Annotated in this window: 15 protein-coding genes; 5 read left to right on the top strand and 10 right to left on the bottom strand. The window is 61.8% G+C overall.

Annotation, left to right across the window (positions count from 1 at the left end):
• Positions 1-635: 635 nt before the first annotated feature.
• The 4 genes from O6Y00_RS20150 to O6Y00_RS20135 form a co-directional block, all read right to left on the bottom strand.
• A complete protein-coding gene (locus O6Y00_RS20150; protein ID WP_353444320.1) occupies positions 636-2789 on the bottom strand; it encodes a xanthine dehydrogenase family protein molybdopterin-binding subunit in 2154 nt (717 codons plus the stop codon).
• Entirely contained in the window at positions 2786-3805 is a 1020-nt protein-coding gene (locus O6Y00_RS20145; RefSeq protein ID WP_353444319.1) for an FAD binding domain-containing protein, read from the bottom strand. The genes O6Y00_RS20150 and O6Y00_RS20145 overlap by 4 nt, the downstream gene beginning before the upstream one ends.
• Complete coding sequence (locus tag O6Y00_RS20140; protein WP_353444318.1) at positions 3805-4269, bottom strand: (2Fe-2S)-binding protein; 465 nt, start codon at positions 4267-4269, stop codon at positions 3805-3807. Before O6Y00_RS20140 ends, O6Y00_RS20145 begins: the two co-directional genes overlap by 1 nt.
• 361 nt (positions 4270-4630) lie before the next feature.
• Entirely contained in the window at positions 4631-4891 is a 261-nt protein-coding gene (locus O6Y00_RS20135; RefSeq protein ID WP_353444317.1) for a DksA/TraR family C4-type zinc finger protein, read from the bottom strand.
• Positions 4892-5032: 141 nt separating this feature from the next.
• On the opposite strand from O6Y00_RS20135, the gene O6Y00_RS20130 reads away from it, so the two are divergent.
• Both O6Y00_RS20130 and O6Y00_RS20125 read left to right on the top strand, forming a co-directional pair.
• Positions 5033-6118: a catalase family protein gene (locus tag O6Y00_RS20130; protein WP_353444316.1), complete on the top strand. Its 1086-nt coding sequence runs from the start codon at positions 5033-5035 to the stop codon at positions 6116-6118.
• Positions 6119-6224: 106 nt separating this feature from the next.
• Positions 6225-6704: a GFA family protein gene (locus tag O6Y00_RS20125; RefSeq protein ID WP_353444315.1), complete on the top strand. Its 480-nt coding sequence runs from the start codon at positions 6225-6227 to the stop codon at positions 6702-6704.
• An 81-nt stretch (positions 6705-6785) separates the two neighbouring features.
• On the opposite strand, the gene O6Y00_RS20120 is transcribed toward O6Y00_RS20125, so the two are convergent.
• The 5 genes from O6Y00_RS20120 to O6Y00_RS20100 are packed head-to-tail and all read right to left on the bottom strand — an operon-like array spanning position 6786 to position 12685.
• Positions 6786-7784 carry an SDR family oxidoreductase gene (locus O6Y00_RS20120; protein ID WP_353444314.1) on the bottom strand — a complete coding sequence of 333 codons (999 nt, stop codon included), beginning with the start codon at positions 7782-7784 and terminating at the stop codon, positions 6786-6788.
• Positions 7781-10045, bottom strand: coding sequence for a xanthine dehydrogenase family protein molybdopterin-binding subunit (locus O6Y00_RS20115; protein WP_353444313.1), 2265 nt, complete (start codon positions 10043-10045; stop codon positions 7781-7783). The genes O6Y00_RS20120 and O6Y00_RS20115 overlap by 4 nt, the downstream gene beginning before the upstream one ends.
• A gap of 10 nt (positions 10046-10055) precedes the next feature.
• Positions 10056-11069, bottom strand: coding sequence for an FAD binding domain-containing protein (locus tag O6Y00_RS20110; RefSeq protein WP_353444312.1), 1014 nt, complete (start codon positions 11067-11069; stop codon positions 10056-10058).
• Positions 11066-11593, bottom strand: a complete 528-nt coding sequence (locus O6Y00_RS20105) for a (2Fe-2S)-binding protein (protein WP_353444311.1) — start codon at positions 11591-11593, stop codon at positions 11066-11068. Before O6Y00_RS20105 ends, O6Y00_RS20110 begins: the two co-directional genes overlap by 4 nt.
• Positions 11594-11602: 9 nt before the next feature.
• Positions 11603-12685, bottom strand: coding sequence for a catalase family protein (locus O6Y00_RS20100; RefSeq protein ID WP_353444310.1), 1083 nt, complete (start codon positions 12683-12685; stop codon positions 11603-11605).
• A gap of 241 nt (positions 12686-12926) precedes the next feature.
• Between O6Y00_RS20100 and O6Y00_RS20095 the strand changes: the two genes are divergently transcribed.
• The 3 genes from O6Y00_RS20095 to O6Y00_RS20085 all read left to right on the top strand — a co-directional run bounded on the left by O6Y00_RS20095 (position 12927) and on the right by O6Y00_RS20085 (position 15090).
• Complete coding sequence (locus O6Y00_RS20095; RefSeq protein ID WP_156359595.1) at positions 12927-13226, top strand: hypothetical protein; 300 nt, start codon at positions 12927-12929, stop codon at positions 13224-13226.
• Positions 13227-13385: 159 nt separating this feature from the next.
• Positions 13386-14363, top strand: coding sequence for an SDR family oxidoreductase (locus O6Y00_RS20090; RefSeq protein WP_353444309.1), 978 nt, complete (start codon positions 13386-13388; stop codon positions 14361-14363).
• Between the two features lie 100 nt (positions 14364-14463).
• The gene (locus O6Y00_RS20085) at positions 14464-15090 is read left to right on the top strand and encodes a class I SAM-dependent methyltransferase (protein WP_353444308.1); all 627 of its coding nucleotides are present in this window, start codon (positions 14464-14466) and stop codon (positions 15088-15090) included.
• A gap of 99 nt (positions 15091-15189) precedes the next feature.
• On the opposite strand, the gene O6Y00_RS20080 is transcribed toward O6Y00_RS20085, so the two are convergent.
• On the bottom strand, positions 15190-15555 hold the full coding sequence (locus O6Y00_RS20080; RefSeq protein ID WP_133021228.1) for a DUF4440 domain-containing protein: 366 nt from the start codon (positions 15553-15555) through the stop codon (positions 15190-15192).
• Between the last annotated feature and the right edge of the window lie 178 nt (positions 15556-15733).

The raw sequence follows: 15733 nt of genomic DNA, 5'->3' as shown, positions 1-15733 counted from the left end.
TACGGAACAGACAGCGGTCCCGGCAGCTGCCGTGGGAACCACGTCAGGAGGGCGTCTGACAGCGCCGTAGCGACAACTGAGGGCTCGCCCGTTCGGGTGCCACTAGCGCGCACCGTGGTCGCCTGCCCCGTCCACACGACGTGATTGTCGCGGCGCAGCGATACCGTCACCTTGAGACGGGTTACGATCAGTCCGCGCAATTGATCCTTCCCCGAAGGCAAAGTCAGCGACAGGCCGCCAAGCCCGGCCGCCATGCCCGGCCGATCCGATCGGTTGTTGCCAGACCGGACAACGCCACGCTGGGTCTGCGATACCTCAACCTTGGCGACGTAAAGGCTGTGGTTCGGGTCGGGCAGGGGCAGGAATGGTGTTCGAAGGAGGGTTCGCTGAACGGCGTCCGTGAACGTTCTCGTGATAGCGGGAGACGTAGTCGAACTATCAGCAGCCACGATCGCTATCGTGCCGGGCCTAACCGCGGTGGTTGCAACCGGCGATTGCATCATGGCTGCTGCCGCAGCGAGAGGAAGTACGTACATCCAACAAAGTCCGATGCTTTAAGAGGCTTTTTGATATAGCTCGGCACGTCGGAGGCATGTGATTTCCCGTCTCAGCCACGGTCTTTCGCCCCGGTCCAATTACAGAAGATCTTCGATCCTGAACGGCATCTCACGCAGCCGCTTGCCCGTCGCATGATGAATGGCATTGGCAATGGCGCCTGCACAGCCCGTCATGGCAACTTCGCCAAGCCCCTTTGCGCCAAGGGCATTGATGAGAGGATCCGGTCGATCGATAAAGCCGACGTCTATCGACCCGATGTCGGCATTCACAGGCACGACATAGTCGGCAAGATCGTTGTTGAGCCACCCACCATAGCGAGGATCGACTTCAGTCGCTTCGCGGAGCGCCGCACCAATGCCCCAGATCACGCCGCCCCGAACCTGACTCTCGGCCGTGCGCGGCGAGATCACCCGTCCACAATCGGCAATGCTGACGACGCGTGGCACGCGGACGCGGCGCGTACCGGGTTCGACATGAACTTCAACGAAGTGGGCAATGTAGCTGTAGGTCGTGAAGGTCGAGTAATCCGGCCCGACCAACGCCATGCCGCCCTTGCGAAGTGTCGCCAGATCCTTCGGACCCTGGTCGACCGCAACATGCTCGACCTCAACCTGAAGCGAGGGACGTCGCACGGTCGCGAGCTGTCGGTGAAGATTGCCCGCCACCTGACGCCCCGCCAACAATTCGGCCATGGCAGCGTTCAACTTGGCAGCCGCCTCTGCCGCTGCCGGCACGACGCTTGCAGTGCCCCAGGATCCCGCCGTCGTATGCTGTGGCGCTACGCTGGTGTCGCCGATCGCGATCTCCAGCTTCAAAGGATCGATCGCCAGTTCGCGTACGAGAACCTGTTCGATGGTCGAGCGGATGCCCTGGCCCATCTCATGTCCCGCAGCCGCAAACCGGGTCGTGCCGTCTGCGTTCACGCGTAGCGTCACGATGTTGGGATGGGCGGAGCCCGGATAGGCCCCCGATGCCACGCCCCAGCCGACCTGCGTGCCGTCGGGCAGCGTCATCGATCCCGGCTGGAGACTACGCCGTTCCCACCCAAAACGACGTGCGCCCTCCGTCAGGCATTCCGACAGATAGCAGGACGAGAGTTTTTGACCGTGGATTGGGTCGGTCGTAGCGCGGTGGCGCAGTCGGAAGGCGACCGGATCGACGCCGAGCTTGAGGGCAAGTTCGTCCACCGCGCTTTCGAAGGCAAAGCACGACGGATGCGGCGTCGGCGAGCGCATATAACCTGGCGCTTGCGTATCGATCCGCAGATTGGCGGCGGTCCCGTGGTAATTCTCGATGCCGTACAGCATGGGAACGGACTCGTGGTAATCAGGCGGGAACTGGCCTTCGCGCGATTGCTGCTGATCGGCATCGTAGCGCACCGCGATCATCTTGCCGCTGGCATCCGCACCGATTTCGATCCGGTGACGGTTCATTGGCCGGAAGGTCGCGTTATGGAAGATCTGCCCGCGCGGCAGGACGAGTTTGACCGGTCGGCCGAGCAGCATCGCGGCGCGGGCAACCAGGGCGGTCTGGCGCTGTGCCCCACCACGCTGGCCGAAGCCCCCGCCGATCTGTGGGCTCTTTACCGTCACCTGCTCGGGCGTGAGGCGCATGTTACGCATTACGGCACCCTTTGTGTTGCTGCTGCTCTGCGTGCTTTCGTAGATGGTGAGTTGCCCGTTCTCCCATACGGCCGTCGTCGACAGCATCTCGATCGGGTTATGGTGCTGTGGCGGTGAGACATAGTCCGCCTTGTGCCGGGTTACCGCGCGCGCCATCGCCCGCGTTGCATCGCCCGCCGTCACCGGTTTGACGGCTTCGCGCACCACCCCCGGCTGCTCGATCAGCGAGGTGAACGCGGGCGCTGTTGTGTAGGTCGGATGAATGGCCTCGGCGCCCTCGATCGCGGCCTCGAGCGTCTCGGCAACGACAAGTGCGACCGGCTGGCCGCGATAGGCAATGTATGCCGTGAGCGTCGCAGGCGGGGGCGGTGCGCCAGGGGTCGCAGGAGGGGGCGGCAGAAAGTCGGTCGCGGTCAGCACGCGAATAACGCCCGGCACCTGCATCGCTGCATCGACCGACAGCGAGGCAATCCGCCCCTTCGCAATGGTTGCCGGGACCTGCATGGCATACAGCAGCCCAGCGACCTGATGGTCGGCTCCATAGCGCGCAGCGCCCATCACCTTCTCACGGGCATCGGCACGGGGACGGTTGGGGAAAGGGGCGGTCATGACCGGTTCCTCGCTGCGGCGATAGTCAGGGCATCGGCAACGGTCCGCGCGCCGAGTTCGATCTTGAAGCCGTTCTGCTTACCAGCTTTGGCATCGGCGAAGGCGGCTCGCCCTGCCGCCAGTGCGGTCGCCGGGGTCAGAGGCTTACCAGCCAGCAGCGCTTCTGCCGCGGTCGCCCGCCATGGCTTGGTCGCCACCCCGCCAAGTGCGATCCGAGCGCGCGTCACGGTGTCACCATCCATCTCCAACGCGACCGCTGCCGAGGCGAGCGCGAAGGCGTAGCTCTCCCGGTCACGGATCTTGTGATACGTCGAATGCCGGCCTGCTTTCGTCTTTGGTACGACTATCGCCGTGATCATCTCGCCTGGCTGCAGCGTGAACTCCAGGTTCGGCGTGCTGCCCGGTAGACGATAGAGTTCGGCAATCGGGATGGAGCGGGTACCGCTAGCGCCTAGTACTTCGACATAGGCGTCGAGCGCGACGAGCGAGACGGGCCAGTCGCCAGGCGAGACGGCGGTGCACGACGGACTCTGACCCAGCACGGCCTGACCGCGGTCAAGCCCGCCGATTGCCGCGCAACCCGAGCCCGGCTCCCGCTTGTTGCAAGGGTAGGTGTTGCCAACCGATGTTCCGCCTGCGCCGTTGCGGAAATAGAGACAGCGGGTCCGCTGCAGCAGGTTACCGCCGACCGTCGCCATATTGCGCAACTGCTGCGAGGCAGCCTTCCACAAAGCCTCGGCAAGGACGGGATAGTCGCGCAGCACGACCTTGTCGGTCGCGACTGCGCTCATCGGTGCGAGCGCCTCAAAGCGTAGCCGCTCGCCGTTCGTCTCAATTCCATCGAGCCCTCGGATCGCGGTGACGTCGATGAGGTGCTGAGGCTTCTCGATGTCGAGCTTCATCAGGTCATAGAGTGAGGTGCCGCCTGCGATGTAGCGCGCACCGGCTCCCGCCGCTGTAAAGGCCTGGACTGCCGCTACGGCGCTTTCGGGTCGTGCATAGGTGAAGGGACGCATCAGCTCTTCTCCCTTCCCGCAACCTGTTCGATCGCCGCGACAATGCCGACATAGGCGCCGCAGCGGCAGATGTTGCCGCTCATATATTCGCGAATGCGGTCCTTTGATGTGGCGTTGCCTTCGCGCACGCACGCCACTGCCGCCATGATCTGTCCCGGTGTGCAATAGCCGCATTGCAGCGCGTCGTGATCGATGAAGGCCTGCTGCATCGGATGCAGCGTTTCGCCATCGGCAAGCCCTTCGATTGTTGTCACGGCGCGTCCATCGACCTTGGCTGCGAGCGTGAGGCAGGATGCCACACGCCGACCGTCGACGTGGACGGTACACGCGCCGCATTGGCCGTGGTCGCAGCCTTTCTTGGCGCCAGTCAGGTGCAGTTGCTCACGCAGGAGATCGAGCAGCGATGTCCGCACATCGATCTCTACCGGTACCGCCTTGCCGTTGACCGTCGTCCGGATCGCCAATCGGACGCCCACAGGCTTGGCCGCTGGCGCAGCGACTGCAGGATCGCCCTCGGAAATAAGCGTAGATGCGGTAAACGCAGCAGTGCCACCCAGTGCAGTGCGCCGCGTTAGCGGCACGCCCAGTAAGTGATCCATATTAGCCATCTACATCTCTCCGGACGGGCGCCTGCCTCGCGCGGCATTCGTAGCCGAAACAGATGCTTAGCTAAAGCGCTCAGATGGGTCGTGCAGCCGTCGCTACCATCGACGCGTGCCAGCTAAGGGGGCCGGCTCACAAAGCTTCGCTTACGTTCTCGGAGGAGTCTGACCTCGTCAACGCGACCCAGTTTTTAATAGGGCGCAGTCAAGCGACATGTTTGGATTATTTAAGTTGGCAGTCCTTGCTCCCACGTCTGTTCATGCCGGTTGCTACGGGACGGTCCCGACCGCTCTGACAGGCTACGCAGGTGTGTACGCCCGGTAGCGCGCGTCGGCGCCCTTCAGGAATGTCGTCCCCACACAAGGTGCAGGTGAGTCGGCTTTCACCCACCGGCATCTGCGCGCGGGCCGCCAGAACGGCATCGGTAATGGTATCCTCAATCTGGTCCTGCACTGCGCCGTCGCGGCTCCATCCACCGGCCACTTATCTTCTCCTGTTACTGTACCTCACCATGTAGGAACGGTTCGCACCCACGCCATGAATGTCGCGATCCAGCGGAAGCACAAAACACCGTTGGCTGAGGAAGTTATGCGTCCAGGGACGATCCCAGAACGTTTCAGGTGAATGAGCAAAACCCAATTTCCGCTTCGCTTCGACCCTAGTTTCGAAAACGTGCCGGATGACGAGGTGGAGACGCAGCGCGGCCTTACCGAGGCGATGCTGGCGATCCAGCGCAAGACGCACGCAGATACAGGTTATGCTCACCGGGCCGTACACGCCAAAGCTCACGGCTATCTTAAAGCCAAGTTCGAGGTTCTCCCCGATCTTCCGACATCTCTTGCGCAGGGACTGTTCGAGAGCCCTGCTAGATACGATACCATTCTGCGTTTCAGCACGACACCAGGCGACGTGCTAGACGACAATGTTTCGACCCCGCGCGGGGTGGCGCTGAAGGTGTTAGGGGTAAGCGGCAAACGTTTGCCCGGAAGCGAAAGCGATACGACGCAGAACTACGTTCTCGGTAATTCGCCATCGTTTCAAGTGGCAACTGCTGCCGGTTTTCTGAAGCAATTGAAAGTGTTGGCTGCCACGACGGGGCATGCCGAGCCGGTCAAAGAAGCGCTCTCTGTTCTCTCGCGTACGACAAATGCTGGCTTGGAGAAGGTCGGGCTGAAGTCGGCAACATTGACCACGCTTGCCGGCCAAGCAACCACCGAATTACTCGGTGACAGCTTCTATTCGCAGGCAGCGATCCTCCACGGTGACTATTTTGCCAAGGTGGTTCTTGCACCCGTAGCGACCGAGCTGATCGCATTATCTGGCAAGCCCCTTGATGTGTCCGGCCATCCCGACGCAATCCGAGAGTCAATCCAGCGTTACTTTGCCGCGCTTCCAGCTGTATGGGAGTTAAGGGTTCAGTTGGCGACGGACATCGATGCGATGCCTGTCGAAGACTCCTCTACCGAGTGGCCCGAGGACGAAAGTCCTTACGTCGCGGTAGCCCGCGTTACTGCCACCCCGCAGCAGTCATGGTCAGAGGAACTGTGGGCCGAGATCGAAAGCGGATTAGCGTTCAACCCCTGGATCGGTTTGGCCGCGCACCGGCCGCTGGGATCGATCATGCGTGCTCGGAAGCCTGCCTACGCTGCAGCTCGAGAATATCGTGGGCAAGCCAATGGCATCAGGATCGAAGAACCTACGATCCCATAGGCATTTGGCCCCGCTGGCAGGCAAACTGAAGTGATGGTCGACCTGCTCATGCCTTTGGTGAACGATTTGGCTTCTCAAGCGGTTGGAAGGTCAAGGAGATCCATCAATGCGCGACGCTGACGGGACTTACGCAATCACGGGCGGCTGCCGCTGCGGGAGCATCCGATACCGCGTCACGAAGGCGCCGCTATTCGTGATGGCTTGCCACTGCACAGACTGTCAGGAGCAGACGTCGAGTGCCTTCTCGCTGGGCATGCCTGTAGACAAGGAGGGCTTTTCGCACACGGGTGAACCAGTCGTCATCACCAAGACGGCCGAGAGCGGAAACGAGAGTCGCGCATATCGGTGTCCCACGTGCGCAGTGTGGACGCACACGACAACGGACGGAACTCCGGACACAGTCGTGGTGCGTCCCTCGACTCTTGACGACGCAGAGTGGGTCAAACCCGTCGCTCAGATCTTCGTCCGAAGTGCGATGCCCTGGGCAAAGCTCGACGTACCGCACAGCTACGAGAAGGAATTCGATGATCCGACCGAGATCGTGAAGACCTTCCGGTCATCGGGGATACTCGACAGACTGTCATGATCTGACGCAGAAAATAAGTCTCGTGCCGCCCAAGTCCCGACTCATGGCGGCACAGGACAAATCACTACCCTGCTAAGGTGATCATTCGCGCTTCGAGCCTAACGAGACTACGATGGCACTCAGACCAAACAAGGCAACGGCGCCTATCGCAACCGGATGGCGCTCAGCAGCAGTATAGAGGCTCGTACGTCGTCCAGGCTGGACTCCGGACCGTTCCTGGCCAAGCTGGTTCGGCTCAAAGATCGACGTCTCCGTCGTTTTCTTGGCTGTAGGATCCGACATGGCAGGTGCGAGTATACCGGAGAGTTTGTCGAGGATCGCTGGAAAGTGCGTGCCAAGCAGGACTTGGAGCCGTCCCATACCGCCTACCGTGATGTCACGGCGAACGTGCTGCGCGGCGTCCAGGATTGCTTCCGCCACCAGCGTTGGATCGTAGACGGGCGGTGGGATCAGCGCTTCACCATCGACATGGTTCGCCGCGTGCTGGGCGATGGGTGTGTCAATGCCAGCTGGCTTGATAAGCGTGATCGCGATCGGCAGTTTGTCGGCGGTGATCTCCATCCTTAGCGCGTCGACGAAGCCCTTCACCGCGTGCTTCGAGGCCGAATAGGCGCTGAGGACTGGAGAAGGGAGGTCCGATGCGATCGACCCGATCGTGATGATCGCGCCGCCCTTGATACGCAGATGCTCGATCGCCGTCAGACTGCCGTGGACGGCACCGAAGTAATTGGTCTGAAACAGTCGGCGATGTTCGACGAGCGGCGTGTCGATGAGCTTGGCGTAGATCGCGGTACCTGCGTTGTTCACCCAGGTATCGATGCGGCCATAGCGAGCGATGGCGACCTTTGCGGCCGCTTGGACCTCCTCAATAACACCCACGTCCGCGACCGCGAAGATCGCGTCACCACCCTCGGCCCGAATGTCCTCGACGGCTTTCTCAAGTGCTGCTTCGTTGCGCGCAACGAGTACGACCTTGGCACCCCGACCGGCTGCCAGCTTTGCCGTGACCAGCCCAATGCCCGAACTGGCACCGGTGATCACGACAACCTGATCCGCGAGGAGTTTTAGTGAGACGGTCATGCCGAGACCTCCGTTTCGAGCAGCTTGTCGATTGTAATGGGTAGGCTGCGAACACGCTTGCCGGTCGCGTGATAGATTGCGTTGGCGACCGCTGCAGCCGTGCCGACGATGCCGATCTCGCCTAGTCCTTTGACGCCAAGCGGGGTGACTTCGGGATCCGGTTCGTCGACGAAGATGACCTCGATGTCTTGAATGTCGGCGTTCGCAGGCACGTGATATTCGGCATAATTGTGATTGATCCACCGGCCCAACTTGACGTCTGCAAACGTCTCCTCGTGCAGTGCCATGCCAATCCCCATGACGACGCCCCCTAGGATCTGACTCCGGGCGGTCTTGGGGTTGATGATCCGGCCGGCTGCGACCGCGTTGACCACCCGGGTGACACGGACGACGTCCAGCTCTTCGTCGACCTTCACTTCGACAAAGACGGCGCTGTGCGTGTTGCGCGCCTTCTGCATCATGCTGATCATGCCGGAGATTCCGGGAGAAGCGGTCTCCTCCTCTTCAATTACGGTCAGATCCGCAGCACGCATCACGTCGGTGATCGACACGCGCTTGGTGACGTCGGACTTGAGCGACATATGACCGTCGGCAAACTCGATGTCCTCGATCGACTTGGCGCCCCACAATGGCCGGTTCTCGACCTTGTCAGCCGCTTTCAGCAGCTTCTTGGCAACCGCCTGGCAGGCGAGCTGGACCGCCGCGCCGCCCGACGCCGCGCCCCACGACCCGCCCTCGACCGGAGAAGTTGGCAGGTCGCTGTCGCCGAGCTTTGCCGTGATCTGATCCACCGGCAGGCCGAGCGTGTCGGCAGCTACCTGCGTCAGCACGGTGTACGTGCCCGTGCCGATGTCAGACGCTGCCGTCGCCACCTCAAGATGGCCGTTTGCAGTCAGCTTCGCGCTCGCGGCAGTTTTGCTGAATTGTGCGTCCCACATGCCGGTGGCGACGCCCCAGCCGATCAGTTCCTTGCCCTCGGTCATCGATCGCGGTTCGGGGGTGCGCTTCGACCAGCCGAACTTGTCCGCACCTTCTCGGTACGCCTCGCGCAGCGCCTTTGACGTGAAGGGCAACTCGTTCATTGCGTCGATTTCCGAATAGTTGATCATCCGGAATTCAAGCGGATCGACCTTCGCCTTATACGCCATCTCGTCGACCGCGATTTCGAACAGGGCCATGCCGGTCGCCGCACCCGGAGCGCGCATATCCGCCGACGTGTAGGTATCGCGCGGCGCGATCGTGTATTCGCCGCCTGCATTGGGGCTGGCATAGTTCATGATGCCCCAGGTAACGATGTCCTCCATGTTGTTCTCGAACCGTGACGTCGACGTTGTTGCGTCGCCGTAGATCGAGGTGAACATGCCGGTCGTCTCGGCGCCAAGTTTGATACCGTAGGTACATTCCGGCCTGTGAGCGTGCGTGAACATCTGCTGGCGCGTCATTACGACCCGCACCGAGCGCTCGAGCTTCTTGGCGGCGAGTACCGCGAGCTGCACCTGATATTGCGGCCGCAGCCCCGAGCCAAAACCGCCACCCACATAGGCGTTGACGACGCGGACGTCCTTCTTCGAGAAGCCGAACGCGCTTGCGATATAGGCCTGGACGCCCTGCGACCCCTGCGTCTTGTCATAGACGGTAATCTTGCCATCGCCGTGCCATTCGACGGTGGACGCATGCATCTCCATCGGATTGTGATGCTCGGGCGCTAAATGATAAGTCTCGCTCAGCTGCAGGGCCGAGGCTTCGAAGGCCGCATCGGGCTCGCCCCGGGTTTTTGGCGGATGGTAGGTGTTGCGCTTCTTCTTGGGCAAAAACTTCTCTTCGAGCGATTTCTCGAAGTCGATATTGTGCACCTCGTTCTCGTACTGCACACTGAGCAGGTTGGCCGCATAGCGGGCAGCCTCGAACGTCTCGGCGAGAACCAGAGCGACAGGCTGGCCGCTGAACATGATCGTCTCGTCATGCAGCGCCTTGAACGGCTCACCTGGAATATTGAGTTCGTCCTTGTAGCTATGGTCGAACCATGCCTCCTTAGGACGGTTCTCATGCGACAGGATCTCGACGACGCCGGGCACACTGCGCGCTGCAGCGTCATCAAAGCCGGTGATCTTGCCCTTCGCGATCGCGCTAGAGACGATCACGCCGTAGAGCATGTCCGGGACGGCATATTCAGCGGCATATTTGGCGGCGCCGGTGACTTTATCACGTCCGTCGACGCGGCTAAGCGGGGTGCCGATACCGACTTTCATTTGAGTTGCCATGTCGGGTTCCTTACGCGACGCGCTTGTCGATCTGGGATTGCGGGGTGCCTGCAGCGGCCTGTTCGAGCGCACGGACGATCGCCTTGCGGGCAAGCGCGACCTTGAAGTCGTTCTCACCCTGGCCGACGCCACCTGCAAGCAGAGCGCTTGCTGCCGTCTCAAACGCCTGGACCGTGGGGGCTTCGTTCTTGATCGCCTCTTCGGCTTGGCTGCGGCGCCACGGTTTGTGCGCCACGCCGCCAAGCGCGATGCGGACGTCGGCGATGCGGCCGTTCTCCAGTTTCATCGCTACCGCGACCGAGACAAGTGCGAAGGCATAGGACAGCCGGTCGCGAAGCTTCAGATAGGTGTAGTTCGTGCTGAAGTCCTCGGACGGTAGGTCGATCGCGGTGACAAGCTCACCGGGTTTCAAGGTGTTGTCGCGCCAAGGCTCGTCGCCCGGGAGGCGATGGTAGTCCTCGAATGCGATCGTCCGGTCACCTTCGGGCCCCGTGACCTGCACCTGCGCCTGTAGCGCTGCGAGGGCGACGCACATGTCAGACGGGTGCGTGGCGATGCAGGACGAGCTTGCGCCGAGGATTGCGTGGATACGGTTCACGCCTCCGATCGCACCGCAGCCTGATCCCGGCTCGCGCTTGTTGCACGGTGCTGCAGTGTCGTAGAAATAGTAGCAGCGGGTGCGCTGATTGAGGTTGCCACCATTGGTCGCGGCATTGCGGAGCTGCGGGCTTGCCCCTGCGAGGATCGCGGATGCTAGCAGTGGATAGCGCTGCTCGACCCGCGCGTCGTACGCGGTATCTGCATTGGTCGCGAGCGCACCGAGACGCAGTCCGCCATCGTCACGCTCGGTAATCTTGTGAAGATCAAGCCGGTTGATGTCGACGATGCGGGCAGGGCGTTCGACATTCTCCTTCATCAGATCGATCAGGTTAGTGCCACCAGCCAGGTAACGGACATGATCCCCCGATCCTTCACGGACTGCCTCGGCAACGTCCCCGGCGCGGGCATAATCGAAGCGGTTCATCGCGCTGCCTCCGTTTCGAGCACGTCCATCACTGCGTCGGTGATGTTCGTGTACGCACCGCATCGGCATAGATTGCCGCTCATGAGTTCGCGAACGTCCTCGCGCGATTTGGCGCGGCCTTCGTTGATGAGGCCTTGGGCGGAGCAGATCTGCCCGGGCGTGCAATAGCCGCATTGGAATGCGTCACGCTCCACGAATGCGGCTTGCAGCGGGTGGAGTTCGCCGCCTGTTGCCATCCCCTCGATCGTGGTGATCTCGGCACCGTCGCGCACTACCGCGAGCGTCAGGCACGAGTTGATCCGCTTGCCGTCGATAAGGACGGTGCAGGCGCCGCATTGGCCGTGATCGCAGCCTTTCTTCGTACCAGTCAGATCAAGCTTGTCGCGAAGCAGGTCGAGCAAAGTTGTCCAGGGTTCGACCTGCAGAGCACGCTCTTCGCCGTTGATGGTAAGCGTGATCGGGAGTGTGCCTATAGGTTTGGCGGCATCCTGATGAGACGGGGGTGGGGGAGCAATGGTGGCCATGACGGATCCTCAGGCTGGAATTTGGCTGATATCGGCAGTGTTCTGTGCAGCGACGCCGTTCTCGCGGTGACGGAAGTCGGACAGGGCATTGTAAACCTGCAGCCGCGCTCGCATCACCGAGCCCAGCGGGCGGTGCGCCGCGAGGCTATGCGCTGGGCGAAAGGTCATCACCTCGTCGAAATAACGGACGCGCTCGGCACTGTATGCTTCCTGGCGCGGAATACGGATCGTCGCGACGGTGCGATACTGGCTGTCGTTTGCCGGCCATTCGACCGACGTATCTTCGATCGGCTGGCTTTCCGCGTTTGCCCAGAGCTGTACGCGGACCTCGAATACCGCGTCGTGCTCGGTGAAATACCGGACGGTGGCATGGCGAAAGCCATCCTCGTCCTCGTGCGGATCCAGCAGCCAGTCCTTCAATTGATCCTGATAGACCGAAGCCGGGAACGCCGCGAGCTTGGCCACGTAATCACCGTAGCGGACAGGCGCCTGGCTGAAATAGCTGTCGAACAGCGGGTGACTGTAAGGATGCCCGAAGAAGTCCGCCTTGGGGCTTGGCGTCGCCACCTTCGTCAGCACCTTGTTCATGTTGCGCGCGAGGCTGGAGACCGCACTCTTGAACCCTTCCGGCAGCGGCGTCGCGGCACCGATCTGCTTTGCGTCGCGCAGGAAGCCTTGAGCGGTACCCGATGGGAAGGTTGGTCCGGTCGCAAACACAAAGTCCTGCGTATCGGCGTCGTGGCCAGGCAGCTTCTCACCATCCACACCGAACACCTTGATCGCCATCCCGCGGTGGGTGGACACGCGGTCGCCCAGCGTCTCGCCGGGGCCCTGTGCGAACCGAATAGCGACCGGATGCGTGCCGGGTTTGGCGAACAGGCCTTGCGCCAGTTCGGGGGGCAGGTCGTTCGCGATCGTCAGTTCGCCGGTAACGCATGCTGAGCTTTTCGCGTGGCTCGCGCGAACGGCATGGTGTTCTCGCTTCTCGACCGTCTCGGTCTGCTGGGTCATGCCCTTGATGATGCCGTCGATTGACTCCTGCTCGTCCGGCTGGATCGTCTCGATGTCGTCGCTATACCGCAGATATGCCAAGATATACCTCCCAGATCTCAATGCGAGAGGAAGGCGACGCGTGTGCACGCCTGCCACAGTCGCAAACAATCAGAAAAGTAACCATTTTCAGTACGGATGCGTTCCCGACAACCTACTGATCTCGCGCCGAAAGGCGCTGATTCTGAGATCGGCTATTTCCAGGATGAAATGGAAGAACTTGTTGAAGATCGGGGAGACTATCTCCGGTTGAAGGGTTTTAGAGCGAGCAGAGGAGATCGACATGGCGATTGAACAGCCGAACATTGGACCCGACGACGTTAAGCCGGAGCCGAACGACGCGGATAGCGCTGCGACCGTTTTAGACGATGCGCAGATGACCAAAACGCCTGGTGGTGGTGGTCTAGGCGGTGCCGATGCCGCGGACGCGTTGAGCGGATCGGGAAAGCTTAGTGGTGGTGCGACGCCGAACAGCCCTATCGATGTGCCAGTTCCCCATGGCGGTGGTGGTGACCCAACTCGCGAAGCGCAGCTCAGATCTTTGAACGATGGCCCAAAGGAACCGCACACCAATCCGAACTAATCATCCTCGGATTACTTTCGAGGAACATCGCGCGGGGTCGGGTGGACGCCCCAGCGCCTTCGGGACGTTTAATGTCTATGCATGATGATAAGACAGTTTGTCTAACGCGGCCGCGTTGTCTTCCCGAAGGTATGAAAGCAGCCGCCTCGAGGATCATCGATGAGCGCTGATCGTAACCTGGCCGGGCGGCGCATCGTGATAACCGGTGCATCGAGCGGTATCGGCGCGGCAACGGCGGTGGCTTTCGCCAAAGCGGGAGCGCGGCTTGTCCTGGGGGCTCGTGGCAAGGACGGGCTGGACGACGTCGCGCAGCGCTGTGTCGAAGCTGGCGGCAGCGCGTTCGTCCGTCCAGTCGACTGCACTGACGCAGGCGCAGTGGCCGTGTTCGCTGCCGACGCGTGCGATCTGCTTGGTGGCATTGACCTGTGGTTCAGCTGTGAAGGCGTCGGTGTGCTTGGCCGGTACGAAGACGTTCCGATCGCGGATCACGCCCGTGTCGTCGATGTGAACCTCGTCGCCCACATGAACGACGTCCATGCAGTACTGCCGATCTTCCTCGGTCAGGATCACGGCACCTGGGTAAACATGATTTCGGCGGGCGGTTTTGTCGCCACGCCTTATGCCGCGGCCTATTCGGCAAGTAAGTTCGGGTTGCGCGGGTTCAGCTCGGCGTTGCGCGGTGAGGTATCGAAGCGCCCGCATATCCACATATGCGACGTCTGCCCGACCTTCGTCGATACGCCCGGCGTGGACCATGCGGGCAACTATACCGGCGCCCGGCTTTCGCTTCCTCCTGGTTCACTTGCACCGGAGACGGTGGCGAAGGCTGTCGTACGGCTTGCTACGCACCCACGTAACCTCACCGCGGTCGGCGCACCGGCAATCGCATTCAAACTCGGCGAGTTCGCGGCGCCGAACCTGCTAGCGGCGATCATGAGCGGCTTTCTCGACTCCTGGTCGGCCCGTGCGGCCGACGGCAACGACAACGATGGGGTGTTGTTCGAACCTGGCGTCCCCGCCGGTCCAGATGGTGGCCGGCGCGATCCACACCGGGGGCGCAAGGTGGCATCCGCGGCGGGCGGTATGGCGGTTCTTGGCCTTGCGGGGGTCGGTGTCTGGCTCGGCCGTCGTCGATGACTGAAGACGACCACTATTTCGCGGTGCGCTCGGGCATACGGCTACGAACGGACGCTGTGGTCGCAAATATTGGCTGGTTTACTTGGCAGGGGTTCACCGCGTGACCGAAGCGATCGAGTTGGGATTGCCGGCGCGGGCCTTCGACCGTCAGGATGATGGCGACGACCTTGGCTTCTACGCGCCCCCGCGTTTGGTCACGCACATTGACGAGGCAGCAGTAGGTGCACTGACCAGCCTGTACCGCGATGCGATCCCCGCTGGCGGGCGGGTGCTCGACCTCATGTCGAGTTGGGTGAGCCACCTGCCGGACGGCGTCGCCTATGGCGAGGTAGTCGGCCACGGCATGAACGCAGAGGAACTCGCGGCCAACCCGCGCCTCGATCGCTGGTTCGTCCAAGACCTTAACGATGTGCCTGAGTTGTCCGAAGAGGACGCGCGCTACGATGCCGTACTGATCTGTGTCGGGGTTCAATATCTGCAACACCCCCTGGCGGTACTGCGCGAGGTTCGTCGTGTGCTGAAGCCGGGGGGCCGCGTCATCATAAGCTTCTCGAACCGGTGCTTCCCGACCAAGGCCGTGGCGGTCTGGCGCGCTCTCGATACGCAGGGCCACGCCTCGCTTGTCCGCCTCTATCTCGAGACGGCGGGTTTTCGCGGAGTCACGGCATCCTTACTCGCCGACGGTCGCCTGGGCGATCCATTGGTCGCGATAACCGGTCGCAGTTGAGGCTGTTGGGATCACACCAGCAATGGGGGCGCTGACTTCCCGGTTTAGTATCGTTGCGCCTGTTACAGGTATGTATCAGGCGCAACGGCAACCCAGCGGTCAGGCTTCGACGCTGGCGGTCAAGGGTGGCGTCTGCTGATGTTGGACGACCAGCCAATCGTCGTGTCCCCGCATCCGCAAAGTCGAGGTGCAATGTGCCTCGTACTTCTCGTCGCCGCTTGCGCAGCGCGCGGTGTACGCAACGACGATCAGGCCCTCTTGAGGTCGTGACACTCGTCGATCCGATAGCTCGACCGTATCCCAATCGGGCGTAGCCTTGACCGCATCCTTCGCTTCCTGCCCCTGGAAGACATAAGGCGGCCGGGGCAAGACCATGACGATCTCCTCGTCGATCCGGTCCTGGTAATGCTCGTCGCTGGCATCCCATAGGCTGCCTTCGAATTCCCACACGCGCTGGTCGTCCATGCCGTCTCTCCTTCATGGCTCAAGCGCGGGACAATGGGGGAGGGTTCCGGTGTCTCGGCGCCATCGCGCCAAGATCGGCGGTTGGATGAGGCGCCTTGCCTTGGTGTCCAAGACTTTCAAATACAAACAAAGCGGCGGTAGCTGAATAACAATGACGCGCATGGGAACGTCCGCGTGC

This window comes from Sphingomonas faeni (assembly GCF_040407565.1).
In the GTDB taxonomy this organism is placed as follows: domain Bacteria; phylum Pseudomonadota; class Alphaproteobacteria; order Sphingomonadales; family Sphingomonadaceae; genus Sphingomonas; species Sphingomonas faeni_F.
The sequence above is the reverse complement of the archived record's forward strand: the minus strand, read 5'-3'. Positions and strand labels throughout refer to the sequence as shown.